At 63.7% G+C, this 16036-nt stretch carries 16 protein-coding genes; 5 read left to right on the top strand and 11 right to left on the bottom strand.

Annotated features, from left to right (window positions below; all coding sequences use genetic code 11):
- Positions 1–64: 64 nt before the first annotated feature.
- Positions 65–760 carry a FadR/GntR family transcriptional regulator gene (locus CHB96_RS07940; protein WP_089244860.1) on the top strand — a complete coding sequence of 232 codons (696 nt, stop codon included), beginning with the start codon at positions 65–67 and terminating at the stop codon, positions 758–760.
- Here the strand turns inward: CHB96_RS07940 and ligD are convergent.
- Positions 750–1694 carry a non-homologous end-joining DNA ligase gene (gene ligD, locus CHB96_RS07945; RefSeq protein ID WP_176444197.1) on the bottom strand — a complete coding sequence of 315 codons (945 nt, stop codon included), beginning with the start codon at positions 1692–1694 and terminating at the stop codon, positions 750–752. The genes CHB96_RS07940 and ligD overlap by 11 nt on opposite strands.
- Positions 1695–2140: 446 nt before the next feature.
- On the opposite strand from ligD, the gene CHB96_RS30345 reads away from it, so the two are divergent.
- Positions 2141–2656: an endonuclease domain-containing protein gene (locus tag CHB96_RS30345; protein WP_342746249.1), complete on the top strand. Its 516-nt coding sequence runs from the start codon at positions 2141–2143 to the stop codon at positions 2654–2656.
- A 113-nt stretch (positions 2657–2769) separates the two neighbouring features.
- Here CHB96_RS30345 and groL read toward each other — a convergent pair whose 3' ends face one another.
- Entirely contained in the window at positions 2770–4395 is a 1626-nt protein-coding gene (gene groL / locus CHB96_RS07955; protein WP_089244866.1) for a chaperonin GroEL, read from the bottom strand.
- 433 nt (positions 4396–4828) lie between these two features.
- On the opposite strand from groL, the gene CHB96_RS07960 reads away from it, so the two are divergent.
- Positions 4829–6316, top strand: coding sequence for an amino acid permease (locus CHB96_RS07960; protein WP_089244868.1), 1488 nt, complete (start codon positions 4829–4831; stop codon positions 6314–6316).
- Here the strand turns inward: CHB96_RS07960 and CHB96_RS07965 are convergent.
- Together CHB96_RS07965 and CHB96_RS07970 are read right to left on the bottom strand one after the other, a co-directional pair.
- The gene (locus tag CHB96_RS07965) at positions 6313–7212 is read right to left on the bottom strand and encodes a serine/threonine-protein kinase (protein ID WP_089244870.1); all 900 of its coding nucleotides are present in this window, start codon (positions 7210–7212) and stop codon (positions 6313–6315) included. The genes CHB96_RS07960 and CHB96_RS07965 overlap by 4 nt on opposite strands.
- The gene (locus CHB96_RS07970) at positions 7209–8084 is read right to left on the bottom strand and encodes a DMT family transporter (protein ID WP_089244872.1); all 876 of its coding nucleotides are present in this window, start codon (positions 8082–8084) and stop codon (positions 7209–7211) included. The genes CHB96_RS07965 and CHB96_RS07970 overlap by 4 nt, the downstream gene beginning before the upstream one ends.
- Before the next feature lie 187 nt (positions 8085–8271).
- On the opposite strand from CHB96_RS07970, the gene CHB96_RS07975 reads away from it, so the two are divergent.
- Positions 8272–10146 (top strand): BCCT family transporter, encoded by a 1875-nt coding sequence (locus CHB96_RS07975; protein WP_089244874.1) that lies wholly within the window; start codon positions 8272–8274, stop codon positions 10144–10146.
- 46 nt (positions 10147–10192) lie between these two features.
- Here CHB96_RS07975 and CHB96_RS07980 read toward each other — a convergent pair whose 3' ends face one another.
- Positions 10193–10471 carry a winged helix-turn-helix transcriptional regulator gene (locus CHB96_RS07980; RefSeq protein WP_089244876.1) on the bottom strand — a complete coding sequence of 93 codons (279 nt, stop codon included), beginning with the start codon at positions 10469–10471 and terminating at the stop codon, positions 10193–10195.
- 73 nt (positions 10472–10544) lie between these two features.
- On the opposite strand from CHB96_RS07980, the gene CHB96_RS07985 reads away from it, so the two are divergent.
- A complete protein-coding gene (locus CHB96_RS07985; RefSeq protein WP_089244878.1) occupies positions 10545–10895 on the top strand; it encodes a DoxX family protein in 351 nt (116 codons plus the stop codon).
- On the opposite strand, the gene CHB96_RS07990 is transcribed toward CHB96_RS07985, so the two are convergent.
- Genes CHB96_RS07990 through CHB96_RS08015 form a run of 6 tightly spaced genes read right to left on the bottom strand, consistent with a single transcriptional unit; the run spans position 10881 to position 15996 of the window.
- The gene (locus tag CHB96_RS07990) at positions 10881–11474 is read right to left on the bottom strand and encodes a DJ-1/PfpI family protein (RefSeq protein WP_089244880.1); all 594 of its coding nucleotides are present in this window, start codon (positions 11472–11474) and stop codon (positions 10881–10883) included. The two genes, CHB96_RS07985 and CHB96_RS07990, sit on opposite strands and share 15 nt — an antisense overlap.
- A 2-nt stretch (positions 11475–11476) precedes the next feature.
- Entirely contained in the window at positions 11477–12154 is a 678-nt protein-coding gene (locus CHB96_RS07995) for a GOLPH3/VPS74 family protein (protein ID WP_089244882.1), read from the bottom strand.
- A complete protein-coding gene (locus CHB96_RS08000; protein ID WP_089244884.1) occupies positions 12151–12570 on the bottom strand; it encodes a DUF1801 domain-containing protein in 420 nt (139 codons plus the stop codon). The genes CHB96_RS07995 and CHB96_RS08000 overlap by 4 nt, the downstream gene beginning before the upstream one ends.
- Positions 12570–12920: a UBP-type zinc finger domain-containing protein gene (locus CHB96_RS08005; protein ID WP_089244886.1), complete on the bottom strand. Its 351-nt coding sequence runs from the start codon at positions 12918–12920 to the stop codon at positions 12570–12572. Before CHB96_RS08005 ends, CHB96_RS08000 begins: the two co-directional genes overlap by 1 nt.
- On the bottom strand, positions 12917–14344 hold the full coding sequence (locus CHB96_RS08010; RefSeq protein ID WP_089244888.1) for an ATP-binding protein: 1428 nt from the start codon (positions 14342–14344) through the stop codon (positions 12917–12919). The genes CHB96_RS08005 and CHB96_RS08010 overlap by 4 nt, the downstream gene beginning before the upstream one ends.
- Entirely contained in the window at positions 14341–15996 is a 1656-nt protein-coding gene (locus CHB96_RS08015; RefSeq protein ID WP_089244890.1) for an NAD(P)/FAD-dependent oxidoreductase, read from the bottom strand. Before CHB96_RS08015 ends, CHB96_RS08010 begins: the two co-directional genes overlap by 4 nt.
- Positions 15997–16036 lie beyond the last annotated feature (40 nt).

Genomic DNA, 16036 nt, shown 5'->3' on the forward strand with positions numbered 1-16036 from the left:
CAAGCCACCCAAAGCGTCAAGCCTCGCCTTGACTCTCGGCCCGCGAGAAGGGGACGATTCAGACATGAGCCTGTCGGACAGCTGGGCGGTCAGTCAGCCGACCGCAACGAGGATGAGTGCCGCCGAAGCCGTCTTCGCAGATCTGCGCGACGCCATCGTGTCCGGTCAGCTCGAGATCGGGTCGAAGCTCCCCGCGGAGTCGGCGCTTGCTGCGCGTCACGGCGTCAGCCGCTCGGTCATACGCGAGGCCCTGCGCTCCTGCACCGCTCTCGGTCTCACCGAAACCAAAACGGGCCGAGGCACTTTCGTCGTCCGCGACCGCGTCACCGGCGACCTCGACATCGGCAATTATGAAGCCCGCGAACTCATGGAGGCCCGGCCACACGTCGAGATCCCGTCGGCGGGCTGGGCAGCCGAGCGGCGCACCGACGAGGACCTGCAGATCCTGACGGACCTCACCGACAGGATGCGCCGCGAGGACGACCACCAGGCATGGGTCGCGCTCGACGGACAATTCCACACCGCCATCGCCCGTGCCGGAAAGAACCGCGTCTTCGAAGCGATCATCGTCGACATCCGCGGCGCGCTGACCCGCCAGTCCGAGACTCTCAACCTCGTTGCCCGACGACGGGAGATGTCCAACATCGAGCACGACGCCATCGTCGCCGGCGTCCGGTCCGGGCAGTACCAGCAGGCAGCCGACGCCATGGCCACGCACCTCGACGCCGTCCGCGGGGCAGTCCAGTCGCTCAGTCGCTAGCCGGCTCTGTGAGGCCTTCTCGCTCGTCGCGCTCGGCCCATTCGATGAGCGGGTCCAGCGAGAAGACCGCGTCGTCGATTCCCTCGTGCAGGTCTCCGAGCTTCTCGAAGCGCTTCGGCACCGTGAAGATCGTGAACTCCCGCGGATCGACGTCGGCCACTTCGTCCCATTTCAGAGGCGTCGACACCGTTGCTTCCTGATTCCCGCGCACCGAATACGCACTGGCGATCGTGTGATCACGCGCGTTCTGGTTGTAGTCGACGAAAAGCTTTGCAGGATCCCGATCTTTGCGCCACCACACCGTCGTCACGTCGTCGGGTGCGCGACGCTCGACTTCCCGCGCGAAAGCCAAAGCGGCCCTTCGGACATCCTTGAATCCGTACGCGGGCTCGATGCGTACGTAGACGTGAAGTCCATGTCCACCAGAGGTTTTCGGCCACCCCGTCGCACCCAGCTCGTCCAAAACCTCATGCACGACGCCTGCGACTCTTCGGACCCTGTCGAACGGGCAGTCCGGCATCGGATCGAGGTCTATCCGCCACTCGTCGGGACTTTCCACATCTGCCCGACGGCTGTTCCACGGATGGAATTCGACGGTCGACATCTGCACCGCCCACACGACATGGGCAAGCTCTATGACACACAGTTCGTCGGCAGTTCGGTTGTAGCGCGGGAACTTCACGCGCACGGTCTCGAGCCAATCGGGTGCGCCGTTGGGTACGCGCTTCTGGTGCACTTTGTCCCCCGCGAGCCCCTTGGGGAATCGGTGCATCATGCAGGGCCGCTCCCTGAGCGCGCGGACGATCCCGTCGCCGACGCCCAAGTAATAGTTCACGAGGTCGAGCTTGGTCGCCCCGCTCTCCGGGAAGTACACCCGATCCGGGTTCGAGATCCGGACAGTTCGCTCGCCCACTTCGAGTTCGACTGCGTCCATGTCCAGAGCTTAGGGGTGTGCCGTCGTGGTTGCCCGATAGTTTGCCTCGGAAGGCCGATCCAGCACTCCACACCGAACTTGTGTGCACTCACGACACCTGTGGATAACTTTTGCCCATGGGACGGCCGTGATGCGTCCAAGACTGTATGGCGATACACACACGATCCGAACTTCTGGCTTTGGGCATCAGACCCTCGACACGCACGCGCATTCTTCCATCGATCTACTCGGACGACGAGCCCTCCTACCTGGACAAATGCGAGGCTGTAAGCAGGTGGAAGCCGGACGCGGTGTTCAGCCACACGACGGCCGCGTGGATGTGGGATCTGGTACCCGAGCCGGTCGCAGTCGAAGCAACGATTCCGCTGAACTCACAGCACCGCGCACCGCATTGGGTGACGCTTCACCGGAGGAAGATAGAGAGGTCCACCAGGCAGGGTCTTCCCGTGGTCACACCGGAACAATCGATGATCGATGTGGCCGTATCCATGAACCGCCCAGAACTCGAGGCACTGTTCGACGCCGCAATCGGTATCCGCGTTCACTGGAAGAAGCTCGCCCTACTCGTCGACCGGTCACCTGGTCGACACGGAATCCGCGCTGTCCGAGAGCAATTGCGCACATGCTGCCCGCTCACCCGATCCGAACCCGAGCGCATGGTTGCCCGCGCACTCACGGCCCGAGGGTTCCGACTGGAGATCAACGCCAGGATCGGCCGCTACTTCGGAGATCTCGTGTGCCGCTGGGCGCGAGTGGTGATCGAGATCGACGGACGCGAGTTCCACATTGCGTCCGATGTGTTCACGAACGACCGTATTCGTCAGAACTGGATCATCGACGACGACTGGCGTGTCCTGCGCTTTTCCGCAGCTTCGGTCTATCAGCATCTCGACGAGGTCGTGGACGAGATCATTCGTGTCGTGAGCAAGCGCCGGAGGAGTCGTCGCAGAGTTGCACACTAGTTCACTCGCGAAGGCCGATCCGGCACTCCACACCGAACTTGTGTGCACTCACGACACCCCTACGACAAAGCCCGGCACACCATGAGGTGTGCCGGGCTCCTAGCGAAGTGGACTCAGAAGTCCATGCCGCCCATGCCACCGGTCGGGTCGCCTGCGGGCGCTCCGGCCTTCTCGGGCTTGTCGGCGACGACGGCCTCGGTCGTCAGGAACAGAGCCGCGATGGACGCTGCGTTCTGCAGTGCCGAGCGGGTGACCTTGACCGGGTCGTTGATGCCTGCAGCGAGCAGGTCCTCGTACTCGTTGGTCGCGGCGTTGAGGCCGTGGCCGGACGGGAGGTTGCGGACCTTCTCTGCGACGACGCCGGGCTCGAGGCCTGCGTTGAACGCGATCTGCTTCAGCGGTGCTTCGAGGGCGACGCGAACGATGTTCACGCCGGTTGCCTCGTCGCCGTCCAGCTTGAGCGAGTCGACTGCGGGCGAAGCCTGCAGAAGTGCAACGCCACCACCGGCGACGATGCCCTCTTCGACGGCTGCCTTTGCGTTGCGCACTGCGTCTTCGATGCGGTGCTTGCGCTCCTTGAGCTCGACCTCGGTCGCAGCTCCGGCCTTGATGACTGCAACGCCACCGGCCAGCTTGGCCAGGCGCTCCTGCAGCTTCTCGCGGTCGTAGTCGGAGTCGGAGTTCTCGATCTCGGCGCGGATCTGGCTGACGCGTCCGGCGATGGCGTCGGAGTCGCCCGCGCCTTCGACGATGGTGGTCTCGTCCTTGGTGACGACGACCTTGCGTGCCTGGCCGAGGAGCTCGAGGCCTGCGGTCTCCAGCGAGAGGCCGACCTCTTCGCTGATGACCTCTCCACCGGTGAGGATGGCGATGTCGGCGAGCTGAGCCTTGCGGCGGTCACCGAAGCCGGGAGCCTTGACGGCGACGGACTTGAAGGTGCCGCGGATCTTGTTGACCACGAGGGTGGAGAGAGCTTCGCCCTCGACGTCCTCGGCGACGATCAGCAGCGGCTTGCCGGACTGGATGACCTTCTCCAGCAGCGGCAGCAGGTCCTTGACCGTGGAGATCTTGGAGCTGACGAGCAGGATGTACGCGTCTTCGAGGACGGCTTCCTGGCGCTCTGCATCGGTGGCGAAGTATGCCGAGATGTAGCCCTTGTCGAAGCGCATGCCCTCGGTGAGCTCGAGCTGCAGGCCGAAGGTGTTGGACTCCTCGACCGTGATGACGCCTTCCTTGCCGACCTTGTCCATGGCCTCGGCGATGAGCTCGCCGATGGACGCGTCGCCTGCGGAGATACCAGCGGTAGCAGCGATCTGCTCCTTGGTGTCGATCTCCTTGGCGGAGGACAGCAGCGACTCGGTGACGGCTGCGACAGCCTTCTCGATGCCGCGCTTCAGGCCGAGTGGGTTGGCGCCGGCTGCGACGTTGCGCAGGCCTTCGCGAACCAGTGCCTGGGCGAGAACGGTAGCGGTGGTGGTGCCGTCACCTGCGACGTCGTCGGTCTTCTTGGCGACCTCCTTGACGAGCTCGGCACCGATCTTCTCGTAGGGATCCTCGAGCTCGATCTCCTTGGCGATGGAGACACCATCGTTGGTGATCGTGGGAGCTCCCCACTTCTTCTCGAGCACGACGTTGCGACCCTTGGGGCCCAACGTCACCTTTACTGCGTCGGCGAGGGCGTTGAGGCCTCGCTCGAGGCCACGGCGTGCCTCTTCGTCGAACGCGATGATCTTGGCCATTGCGAAGTGATCCTCCGGATTGGGGGTGACACGCAGAGCGACCGTGTGCCAGTCGCTCCATCTGCACTTGCTCGGCCGAGTTCGGTGCCCGCGACGGACGACCAGGGGTGTCGATGATTCCCAGCCTCACCGTCCCGACCTGGCACTCACAAGGCGTGAGTGCCAACTGCATTTCTAGCACTCGACCATGGCGAGTGCAAGGTCGAAGTGTCCCGATGACCACCCTCGTTCGCCCAGGGCACAACATCGCCTCTGAGCAGATGCTCGAGCCCGCCAGTCCGTTTCACGCACTGTTTACACCCGGCGCTGTTGTTTACATTCAGCACCTTTCGGCGAACGAAGAGACGGAAATACCGTTCAGGACAGGAACATTGACGATCCTTTCAATTCGGACAATTCGCCCGTGAACGCATCGACAGCAAGGAATTGCACCATGTCCGATTCGGTCGACACGACGTACGACAATTCAGCGATGGACCACGAGGAGGAGGGCTATCACAAAGGCCTGAAACCTCGTCAGCTTCAGATGATCGCCATCGGCGGCGCGATCGGTACCGGCCTCTTCCTCGGCGCAGGTGGACGCCTCGCCAGCGCGGGCCCCGGCCTCTTCCTCGCCTACGCTCTCTGTGGCATCTTCGTCTTCTTCATCCTGCGCGCCCTCGGCGAGCTGGTGTTGCACCGCCCGTCGTCGGGCTCGTTCGTCTCGTACGCACGCGAGTTCTTCGGCGAGAAAGCAGCGTTCGTCGCCGGATGGATGTACTTCCTGAACTGGGCGATGACGGCCATCGTCGACGTCACGGCCATCGCCACGTACATGCACTATTGGGGCAGTTTCGAAGTCATCCCGCAGTGGGTCATCGCGTTGATCGCGCTCGTGCTGGTCATGTCGCTCAATCTCGTGTCGGTCAAATGGTTCGGTGAGATGGAGTTCTGGGCCGCGATGATCAAGGTCGTCGCACTGGTGACATTCCTGATCGTCGGCATCGTGTTCCTGGCTGGACGTATCCCCGTCGGCAGCGAGATGCCAGGTATCAGCCTCATCACCGACAACGGTGGGTTGTTCCCGTCGGGTGCGTGGCCGCTCGTCGTCGTCATCTCGGGTGTCGTCTTCGCGTACGCGGCAGTCGAACTCGTCGGCACTGCCGCAGGTGAAACGGAGAACCCGGCGAAGATCATGCCTCGCGCGATCAACTCGGTCATCGCGCGCATCGCGCTCTTCTACGTCGGTTCGCTCGTCCTACTGGCGCTGCTCCTCCCCTACACCGCCTACGCCGCGGGCACGTCGCCGTTCGTGACGTTCTTCTCGAGCATCGGCCTCGGCGGTGCAGGCACGATCATGAACATCGTCGTGCTCACCGCAGCTCTCTCCAGCCTCAACGCGGGGCTCTATTCGACGGGCCGCATTCTGCGTTCGATGGCCATGAACGGCAGCGCTCCGGAATTCACGAAGAAGTTGACGAAGGGCGGCGTGCCGTTCGGCGGCATTCTGCTGACGTGCTTCATCACACTGTTCGGCGTCGCACTCAACGCCATCGCACCGGGCGAGGCGTTCGAGATCGTGCTGAACATGTCCGCGCTCGGCATCATCGCGAGCTGGGCGACGATCGTGCTGTGCCAGATCCAGCTGTATCGGTGGTCGAAGAAGGGCATCCTCGAACGCCCGAAGTTCCGTCTCTTCGGCGCGCCGTACACCAGCTACGCCACGCTTGTATTCCTGTTCGGCGTCCTGGTGCTGATGGCGTTCGACGCACCGATCGGATCGTGGACCATTGCGACCCTCGTCGTCATCATCCCCGCGTTGATCGGTGGCTGGTTCCTCGTGCGCACCAAGGTTCTTGCTGTTGCCGAAGAACGACTCGGTTACACCGGCCAGTACCCCGTCGTCGCCAACAGGCCACTCGACGACGACCCGAACAACTAAAGCCGCCGACGCCACCCTGCCCCGAACCGCGGCTTTCGGGGCGGGGTGGCCGGTGCAGACGTCGCCACTGCGTGTGCAACCGCGTCGGACAATTCCTGGCACGTGCTGTATCGCTCGGATGGGTTCTTCGCCAAAGCCGTTGCGACGACGGCATTCAGCCCCATCGGCAGGTCTCCACGACGCTCGGTCACCACGGGCGGCGACGCGTTGAGCTGTGCGTCCATGATCGCCACAGGCGTCGACAGCGGGTACGGGGTCTTGCCCGTCAGCAGTTCGACGAGCGTCGCCCCGAGCGCATAGATATCCGTGCGCGCGGACAACGATTCTCCTCGTAGCAATTCCGGAGCGGCATATCCGATCGACGCCAGCACGGTGCCGTTCCGCACCAGGGGGCTGTCGTCGTCGATCAGCCGCGCAATTCCCCAGTCCGACAACAAAATCTGTTCACGTTCATCGGGCGGAACCTCGGTACTGATCAAGATGTTCGACGGCTTCACATCCCGGTGCAGAATGCCGTGCGAGTGTGCGTAATCGAGCCCTTTCGCCACTTCACTGACGATTCGTGCTGCGCGGCCGACCGCCAGGGCGATCTGCCCACGCGCGACGAGTCGCGCTGCGCTGTACCCCTCGACGTAGTGCATCGACATCCACAGTTGACCGTCGAACTCACCGTGCGCGTGGACCGACACGATGTTCGGATGATGCAGCTGCCCAGCCAGTTCCGCCTCCCTGACGAACTTCGAGCGAAGCCGTTCGTTCTGCGACGCTTGGCGGTTCAGTATCTTGAGAGTCTCTCGCCCCTCGACGAGATACACCTCGCTCATCCCGCCCGTCCCGAGCAGACGTTCGACCGTGTATCCGGCGAACGTCTCTCCCGGCAACAGGCGGGGCGTCATGACGGTGCCGCGACCGCGGGTTCGTCCTCGGCCGACGAACGCGCCAACACCACCGTTGCGACCACCATCAACACGAGCGCTACGACGAGCACTGCCGCCACACTGCGGTCGGCGTCGAGATACTCACCGAGAACGATGAATCCCAACATCGAGGCGACGACGGGTTCCATGACGGTCGTCGCGGGCAACGACGCCTGCAGCGCCCCCGCCTGAAAGGCCGACTGCTGCAACGTGATCGCACAGACGGCCACCACGATCAGCGCATACAACTCGAACGACGTGAGAACAGGCACGATTCCACGTGAGACGAGATGTACGACGCCTTTCGTCAGCACGGCCGCGACGCCGAACAACGTCCCACCAGCGATGCCGAGCAGCAGCGCTTTTCGCGACCCTGCACTTCGCGACGCGGCGAACACACACAGCGCGACGAACGGAATGCCGATCAGACAGATCACCGCCCAGTGCCGCGCTTCGGCACGTTCGATGCCGGGTTTGGGATCCCCGACCACGACGAGAATTGCGACCGACGCGGTCAACGCCCCAGCCCACAGCCATTCCGTCGTCTGAATGGTTCGATGGGAGAAACGTGCCCCCAGCGGCAGCGCGAACAGCAACGACAACACGAGAAGCGGCTGAACCAGCAGCAGCGATCCGAGGCCCAAGGCCGCGGCCTGCAACCCGTAACCACCGATTCCGACGACGGTTCCCACCCACCAGATCGGGCGCTTCACGAGCGTCGTGATGGGGCCGAGGACGCCGACGTCCTCCAGAGGAATTTCCGCTGCCGTGCGTTGTCGCACCACAGTTCCGATCGCAATACACAGAGCAGCACCCAATGCGAGCAGCACGACGAGGAGGGTTTGCGGCACGAAGAAACAGTAATGCGAACTCTCGACAATTCGCTTGCCCAACGCCCGTCGGGTACGGTGTTTACCGGCACTTGACCAATTACAGGGATACGCACGAGAAACGAAAGTGGTCGGCCCGGCACGGTAGCGACCACGCATCGGCCGCCGTCCACATTTCGGATACGAAATTGTGAGGACGGACGATTCAGTGAATCTCGACAAGAAGCCCAACCCAGTGAAGGAAGCGTGGGACGGGCTTCGAAAGCCCGTCTTCATCCCCGCGTCGATCGTCATCTTCGTCATGATCGCGTTCGCGGTCATCTACTCGAGCACCGCTGCCGACGCGTTCGCCACCCTCAACTCGGCGATCACCGACGGCGTCGGCTGGTGGTACATCCTGGCCACGACGGGATTCGTCGTCTTCGCCGTGTACTGCGGCGTCAGCCGCGTCGGCAACATCCGTCTGGGACGTGACGACGAGAAGCCCGAGTTCGGTGTCCTGTCCTGGTTCGCGATGCTGTTCAGCGCGGGTATGGGCATCGGCCTGGTGTTCTACGGCGTCGCCGAGCCGTTGTCGCACTACGTGACGCCGCCGGAGGCCGGTGGCATCCCCGGATCGACGGACGCCGCTGCCAACCAGGCAATGGAGCTGACGCTGTTCCACTGGGGACTGCACGCGTGGGCGATCTACGTCGTCGTCGGCCTCGGACTCGCCTACATGACCTACCGCAAGGGTCGCCCGCTGTCGGTCCGCTGGTTGCTCGAGCCACTGCTCGGACGTCAGCGCGTCGAAGGCGGCATCGGACACGCGATCGACGCCGTTGCCATCATCGGCACACTGTTCGGCGTCGCGACGTCGCTCGGTTTCGGTGTCCAGCAGATCTCGGCCGGACTGGAGTACCTCGGTTGGATCGAGTCCAGCAACTGGGTCACGGTCCTGCTGATCGCAGGCATCACCGGCATCGCGACGTACTCGGTCGTCTCCGGCGTCAAGCGCGGTTTGAAGTGGCTGTCGAACATCAACATGGCGCTGGCCGCAGGCCTCGCCGTGTTCGTTCTCATCGCAGGCCCGACGCTGTTCCTCATGCAGTCCTGGGTCCAGAACCTCGGCGGCTACATCCAGGCGATGCCCGAGCTCATGCTCCGCACGTCCCCGTTCGCTGAGGACGGCTGGGCCGGCGCATGGACCATCTTCTACTGGGGATGGTGGATGAGCTGGGCACCGTTCGTCGGCATGTTCATCGCGCGCATCTCGCGTGGTCGCACCATCCGCGAGTTCGTCTTCGGTGTCCTTCTCGCCCCCACGATCATCGGCTCGCTGTGGTTCACGATCTTCGGCGACGCCGGAATCCTGCGTCAGATCGAGCAGAACGACATGCTCGTCGACGGTGCCGTGAACACCAACACCTCACTCTTCCAGCTGCTCGACGGCTTGCCGCTGGCGACGATCAGCAGCGTGCTCGCGATCTTCGTCATCGTGTTCTTCTTCGTGACGTCGTCGGACTCGGGATCGCTCGTCATCGACATCCTGTCCACCGGTGGCGATCTGGAGCCGCCGAAGATCACCCGCGTGTACTGGTCGCTTCTCGAAGGCACCGCGGCGACGGTTCTGCTGCTCGTCGGCGGGGCAGGGTCTCTCACGGCACTGCAGACGATGTCGATCGCGACGGCGGTACCGTTCTCGATAATCCTTGTGCTGGCATGCATTTCGATGCTCAAGGCATTCCGGTACGACGTCGCCACCACACCTCGCTACGTGCGCGTCACCGCGACACCCACGTCGTCCGAGAACGGCGACGGTCCGGGACACGGAACGTCTCCGAAACGTAAACGCGGGGCTGGAATTTCGTCGACGTTCTCAGGTCTGGGGCCGTCGCAGGTCGGACTCGCGCAGGCCGTCGAGGACGGTCACGTCGTTCTCGCCGTGCACGAGGTGTCCACCGAGTCCCTCGAGGTCCATCCAGAGACCGGTGCGGTGGAGTACTCCGGCGACGACGGTCTCGTCGACCCGCTGGGCGGCGAAGTGTTCGACACTCAGGAGTTCGCCGATTCCCACGAGGGACAGACGCAGTCGAACTCGTAGCACCCGATCGGCACGAAGGGCCCGGCATCTGCCGGGCCTTTCGTCGTTACCGCGGGCATTCACCAGATGAAAGGTTGGCATCCGCCCAGATCGTGAGCTCGTTGAGAGCCGGCAGAAGAGCCTTGCCCGACGACGTGAGCCGGTACTCGACCGAGATCGGCGGACCTTCGTCGACGTTGCGTTCCACGAGACCTGCGTGTCCGAGTTCACTCAGCCGGTCGTCGACACCATGGCACAGGTCGGGGTGCCCGCCGACAGGATTCCAGTGCTGGCGTACCTCGAGATCGCTGGGGCTCGACGCATGTCGAGCCCTTTCGTTCCCCATTCGTGCGCAATCGGTCTAGTGTCTTCGATGTTCGTGTGTGCCGACGCTTCTTCCTGGGACGGGGTTCGAAAACATGGTCATTGCGCTGTACGTCGTCACGATCTTCCTGACAGTCGCACTCGTCTTCTCCGCCATCGGGAAACTGACCAAGAATCCGTCGGTGATTCCCATCATGGAGCAGGTCAAGGTCCCGGCCGACAAGATTCCGCTGCTCGCCTACGTCGAAATCCTCGGCGCGATCGGACTTGTCGTCGGCCTGTTCGTCTGGCCCATCGGAGTGGCCGCAGCGATCGGCGTCATCCTCTACTTCGTCGGTGCCGTCGTCGCGCATATCAGGGTCGGCGACACCAAGGGATTCGGGCCTGCTGCATTCTTGGCGCTCGTCGCCGTCGCAGCACTGGTCCTCCGGCTAGTTACCGCCTGACCACTCGTACTGCATCTGCCGCGCAGTACGTTTCGCGACATCCGCACTCACGAGACGTCCGACGAGGTGAAGCGCCAGATCCAGTCCCGCGCTGATTCCCGCCGACGTGGCGACGTCTCCGTGGTCCAGGAACCGAACATCCTCGCGCACATCGAGATTCGGCCATTTCTGCCGTAGCTCCTCGATGTCCTCCCAGTGCGTCGTCACGGGCCGGTCGTCGAGCACGCCGGCATCCGCCAACAGGAACGCGCCGGTGCACACCGACGCCGTCAATTCCGTCGACGCCGACTGGTTCTCGATCCACGCGACGGCACCGGGTGGGACCTCGTCGACGACGCCTCCCGGAACCAGCACGACGTCGAAACGTCTCGTGTCCTCGATCGTGGTGTCGACGGCGATCCTCATTCCACCCCGCGCACGGACGGGTTCGCTGTCGACACCCACGAGTACGACGTCGAACGCAGGCTCACCGCCATCACGCACAGTGATGCGGTTGGCCACCGAGAACACCTCGAACGGGCCGCACGCGTCGAGCACCTCGACGTCGTCGAACATCAGAATCGCAAGGGAACGGGGCACGACTACGACGATCCGGTCGCAGCGATGGCCGGAACTATCACTGCCGCCATGACAGCAGCGTTGACGTCCTGCACGGCTTTGCGGACAGCCTCACTCGCCCACTCACCTTCGGCGATCTCCTTGGCACGCTTCTTCGCCGACTTCTTGTCGACGCCCGGCAGCACCTTGTGGACGGCATCGATCGCCGAGACGAGTGAGATCAACGCCGAGATCTGCGGAGTGGGGGTCGTCCCGTCCACCACCGCGCTGCCGATCCACTGACGAAGCGAGTTCGAGTGCGCGGTGTCGAGGGCCGGCCAGGCCGTCGTCGGGAACAGCCCGAGAATCTTGTCTTCGTGACGGCGCACGAATCCTTGGTGTGCCAGCCGCTCGCCGATCTCCTTGTTCAGATTTCGGTGCAACTTCTCGATCACTCGCTGAGGCTTGAACCGACCGTCGTCGTTGTGGATCAGCGCATGCGCGCGAGTGAGAAGCGGATCCGGCGGCGGAGGACCGACGACGACGAGCCGTCCGGTCTTGACCGGCTCGCCCTTCGCCGTGATCCTGACGGAACCACTCATGGCCAGCTCGAGCACGACAGCTCCGGCGAGTACACGCGGAAACTTGGTGCTGTCGACCACCGGCTTACCCGTCTCGTCGTCGACGAGTAACAGGAACAGGTCCTCCGCGATCAGCGTCATGTGCCGAGCGTACCCACGACGTACGGGAAGGACACCTCGATCATGTTCTCCAGCACGGCGATATCGACGTCGGCGAGCTTGTTGACGTACAGACATCCGGCACCGGTCTTGTGCTTGCCGAGCGCATCGAGCATCGCCTTCGACTCGGGTGCATACGTGAGTCCGTACAGCGCAAGAGATGCCTTGCGCGGGGAGAATCCGACGGCGAGAGCGTCGCCTTCGCGTCCGGTGTCGTACTTGTAGTGGTACTCGCCGTATCCCACCATCGTCGGCCCCCACATCACCGCGGGCTCACCGGTGATCCGAGACATCATGTCGTGCAACGTAAGTCCGTCCGCGCGGCGAACAGGATGCTCGACGGCTCGCAGCCACTCCGTTGCGTCGACATCCGTCGGCTTGGTCTTGTTCTCGCTCATCAGTTCAGGTATCGCTGCCAGTCGGCCGGCACCAGATCCGCCGGGCCCGGCGTCGACTGAGTGAGTGGATGATGTTGCGGCGGAGCAAGATCCGGTCCGTCGTACATCGTTTCGTCGGCGTAGCTGTAGTACCAGTTCTCGCCCGGTTCGAAACTCCGAATGAACTGGTGGCCTGTGCTTTCGGCATGTTTGCTCGCATGCTGAGACGGCGACGAGTCGCAGCACCCGATGTGTCCGCACTGCGCGCACCGGCGCAGATGGAACCACCAGCCGTCCGACGTCGTACACTCGGCGCACCCGGGTCCGGACGGGGCCACCGCGGTGTCGATCCCCGGAATCGGTTCGCTCATTGTTCCTCCTGTGTCGCAGGCTGTATCGGCAGCCTGACGATGAATCGAGTATCACCTGGAACGGACCGAACACTCAGATCACCCTGGTGTTTCTTGACGATGATTCTCCACGAGATGTCCAGTCCGAGGCCGGTTCCCTCCCCCACCGGTTTTGTGGTGAAGAACGGCTCGAAGATGCGCGACGAAATATCGTCGGGCACACCGGGTCCGGTATCACAGATCTCGATCTGCACCTGGTCGTGGTCCCGACGCGTGCGCACCGTCAGCGCGCCTTCACCGTCCATGGCCTGCACCGCGTTGTCGATCAGATTGGTCCAGACTTGGTTGAGCTCAGCCGCATACGCCGGGATCGGCGGCACGGCGGCGTCGTAATCCTTGACCACCTCGACGTCACCGATCTTGCGCCCCAACATCACCAGCGTGCTGTCGAGGAGTTCTCGGACGTCGACGGTCTGGTACGGCGCCCGATCCATCTGCGAATACTGTTTGGCCGCACCGACGAGAGTGGAGACACGCGTCGTCGAATCGGCTATCTCGTTCATCAGGAGCTCGGTCTCGACGGTGTAGTTCAGCCACCGGATCGCGCCCTCGAGCATCGCCGGGTCGTCGACGGTCGAGTCCACTTTCTCGAGCCACGCGACGTCGAGGCCGGCCTGCACGAAGGTCGGGGCGAGATCCCACCCGCCCGCGATGTCGTGGTCGTCGAACCAGTCGCCCAGCTCGTCCTCCAAGTCCGACGCCTCCAGCGGTGTCAGCTTGGGCGCCTTCGCGACGAGTTCGACGGCTTCCTCCTGCAACCCGACGAGCGACGTCAACGATCCACGATCGAGCGACCCGTTGGCGATCATGCGCAGCTTCTGACGCATGTGCGCGACGCGGTCACGCAGGGCCGACGTCGCGCGGACAGCCGCGGCCGCAGGGTTGTTCAACTCGTGCGTCAGCCCCGCCGACAGCGAGCCGAGCGCCAGCAGCCGTTCCCGCTGATCGATGATCTGCTTGGTGTTCAGCGTCCCGACGAACAACCCCTCCAGCAAGTGCAGCGCCATCGGAAACCATTCCTCGATGATTTCCGCGAAGCAGTCCGCATCCAGCACGAAGAACCGAGACGTCTCGGTCACCCGCATCGAACTCGGATACGTCTGCGGCACACGCTCTCGCAGGTACGCCTGCCATGCCCCGGCGTACACACCGCGCTGCGACGTGCGACTGATGACGAGGTCTTCCCCGCTCGACAGTTTCGACAGCACGAGCGCACCCTCGATGAGCACGTAGAAACACGTCGCAGGCTCGCCCTCCGTGAACACCGGACCCGGCTCGATGATCTCGACATGCCCTTCGCGACACAGCTTGTCGAGTTGGTCGTCGTCCAGCTTCTCGAAGAGGAAGAGAGTCTTCAGCTCCTGAGGAGAACACGTCGGGTTCATGGGTTCGCCAGGTATCTGTGCACGAGCATCACGGCCATCGCTCCTTCTCCTACCGCCGACGCGACGCGTTTCGCCGAGTCGGATCGCACGTCCCCGGCCGCGAAGACACCGGGCACGCTGGTTTCGAGATGGTGGGGCAGCCGATCCCGATCCCACCCACTCGGGCCTTTACCGTCGATCACCAGATCGGGTCCGGTGACGACGAACCCGTGCTCGTCGCGCACGACGAACCCGTCGAGCCAGTCCGTGCGTGGGGCCGCCCCGATGAACAGGAACAGGTACTGCGCGGGAACGGTCTCTTCCGTGCCGGTCACGCGGTTGTGCAGCGTGATCGACTCCAGGTGCCCGTCGCCGCCGACACCGACGACCTCGGTGCACGCGCGGACCGTGATCGAAGGATTCTCCTCGATCTGCTTGATCAAGTAGTAGGACATCGACGCCTCGAGCGACTGCGCCCTGATGAGAATCGTCACCGATCGGGCCCCGCGTGCCAGGTACACCGCAGCCTGACCGGCAGAGTTCGCGCCGCCGACGATGTAGACGTCCTGCTCCTTGCACCCCGCTGCCTCGGTCATCGCCGAGCCGTAGAACACTCCGCGGCCGGTGAAGTTCTCGATGCCGGGAGTCGTCAACTGCCGATAAGCGACACCCGTCGACAGGATCACCGTCTGCGCGTCGATGCTCCGACCGTCCGCGAAACGCACCGTCCGCGCAGCACCGTTGGCTTCCAGTCCGACGACGTCCTGCGTCGTCACCACCTCCGCGCCGAACTTCAACGCCTGCCGACGCGCCCGCTCCGCGAGCTGAGCACCCGAGACACCGTCGGGGAATCCGAGGTAGTTCTCGATCCGCGAACTCTGCCCGGCCTGACCACCCGTCGCCGTGCGCTCGATGAGCGTCGTACGCAGTCCTTCCGAGGCGCCGTACAACGCAGCACCCAATCCAGCTGGTCCACCGCCGATGACGACGAGGTCGTAGAACTCGTTCGACGGCGTCGTCGTCAAACCCAGATGATCTCCGAGCTCCGCATCTGTCGGTGCGCACAGCGCCGTACCGTCCGACGTCACGATCACCGGACACACCGTGTCGTCGACGCCCGCCGACGTGAGCAACCGAGCGCCCTCGGGCTCGTCGGCCATGTACCAGCGATACGGCAGCTGGTTACGGGCCAGGAATTCGCGAACCTCCGACGACCGCGCCGACCACCGATGGCCCACGATCCTCGTCTCCTCGACGGGCCTGTGATCGGACGACGCCCACGCCTCCAGCTGCGCGTCGAGCACCGGATAGAGCTTTTCCTCGGGAGGGTCCCAGGGTTTGAGCAAGTAGTAGTCGAGGTCGATGACGTTGATCGCCTCGATCGCGGCGTCCGTGTCGGCATAGGCCGTGAGCAGGACGCGTCGCGCATAGGGGTAGAGGTCCATCGCTTGCTCGAGGAACTCCATGCCGTTCATCTGAGGCATGCGGTAGTCGGCGAGGAGCACGGCGACGGGCTGGCCGCGCAACTTCAGTTCCTTCAGCGCATCGAGCGCTTGTGCACCGGATTCGGCGCGGATGATGCGGTAGTTCTCGCCGTAATGACGGCGCAGGTCGCGCGCGACGGATCGGGATACCCCCGGGTCGTCGTCCACGCTGAGAATTGCAGGCTTCATGACCCTCCAGAACAGCCGGTTCAGTACTCACCGATTATGC

The sequence above is a fragment of the Rhodococcoides kyotonense genome (assembly GCF_900188125.1).
GTDB lineage: Bacteria > Actinomycetota > Actinomycetes > Mycobacteriales > Mycobacteriaceae > Rhodococcoides > Rhodococcoides kyotonense.

Coding starts and splice junctions, on each gene's coding strand:
- CHB96_RS07940 (WP_089244860.1), top strand. CDS start 65: ATGAGCCTGTCGGACAGCTGGGCGGTCAGTCAGCCGACCGCAACGAGG.
- ligD (WP_176444197.1), bottom strand. CDS start 1,694: ATGGACGCAGTCGAACTCGAAGTGGGCGAGCGAACTGTCCGGATCTCG.
- groL (WP_089244866.1), bottom strand. CDS start 4,395: ATGGCCAAGATCATCGCGTTCGACGAAGAGGCACGCCGTGGCCTCGAG.
- CHB96_RS07960 (WP_089244868.1), top strand. CDS start 4,829: ATGTCCGATTCGGTCGACACGACGTACGACAATTCAGCGATGGACCAC.
- CHB96_RS07965 (WP_089244870.1), bottom strand. CDS start 7,212: ATGACGCCCCGCCTGTTGCCGGGAGAGACGTTCGCCGGATACACGGTC.
- CHB96_RS07980 (WP_089244876.1), bottom strand. CDS start 10,471: ATGGGGAACGAAAGGGCTCGACATGCGTCGAGCCCCAGCGATCTCGAG.
- CHB96_RS07985 (WP_089244878.1), top strand. CDS start 10,545: ATGGTCATTGCGCTGTACGTCGTCACGATCTTCCTGACAGTCGCACTC.
- CHB96_RS07995 (WP_089244882.1), bottom strand. CDS start 12,154: ATGACGCTGATCGCGGAGGACCTGTTCCTGTTACTCGTCGACGACGAG.
- CHB96_RS08000 (WP_089244884.1), bottom strand. CDS start 12,570: ATGAGCGAGAACAAGACCAAGCCGACGGATGTCGACGCAACGGAGTGG.
- CHB96_RS08005 (WP_089244886.1), bottom strand. CDS start 12,920: ATGAGCGAACCGATTCCGGGGATCGACACCGCGGTGGCCCCGTCCGGA.
- CHB96_RS08010 (WP_089244888.1), bottom strand. CDS start 14,344: ATGAACCCGACGTGTTCTCCTCAGGAGCTGAAGACTCTCTTCCTCTTC.
- CHB96_RS08015 (WP_089244890.1), bottom strand. CDS start 15,996: ATGAAGCCTGCAATTCTCAGCGTGGACGACGACCCGGGGGTATCCCGA.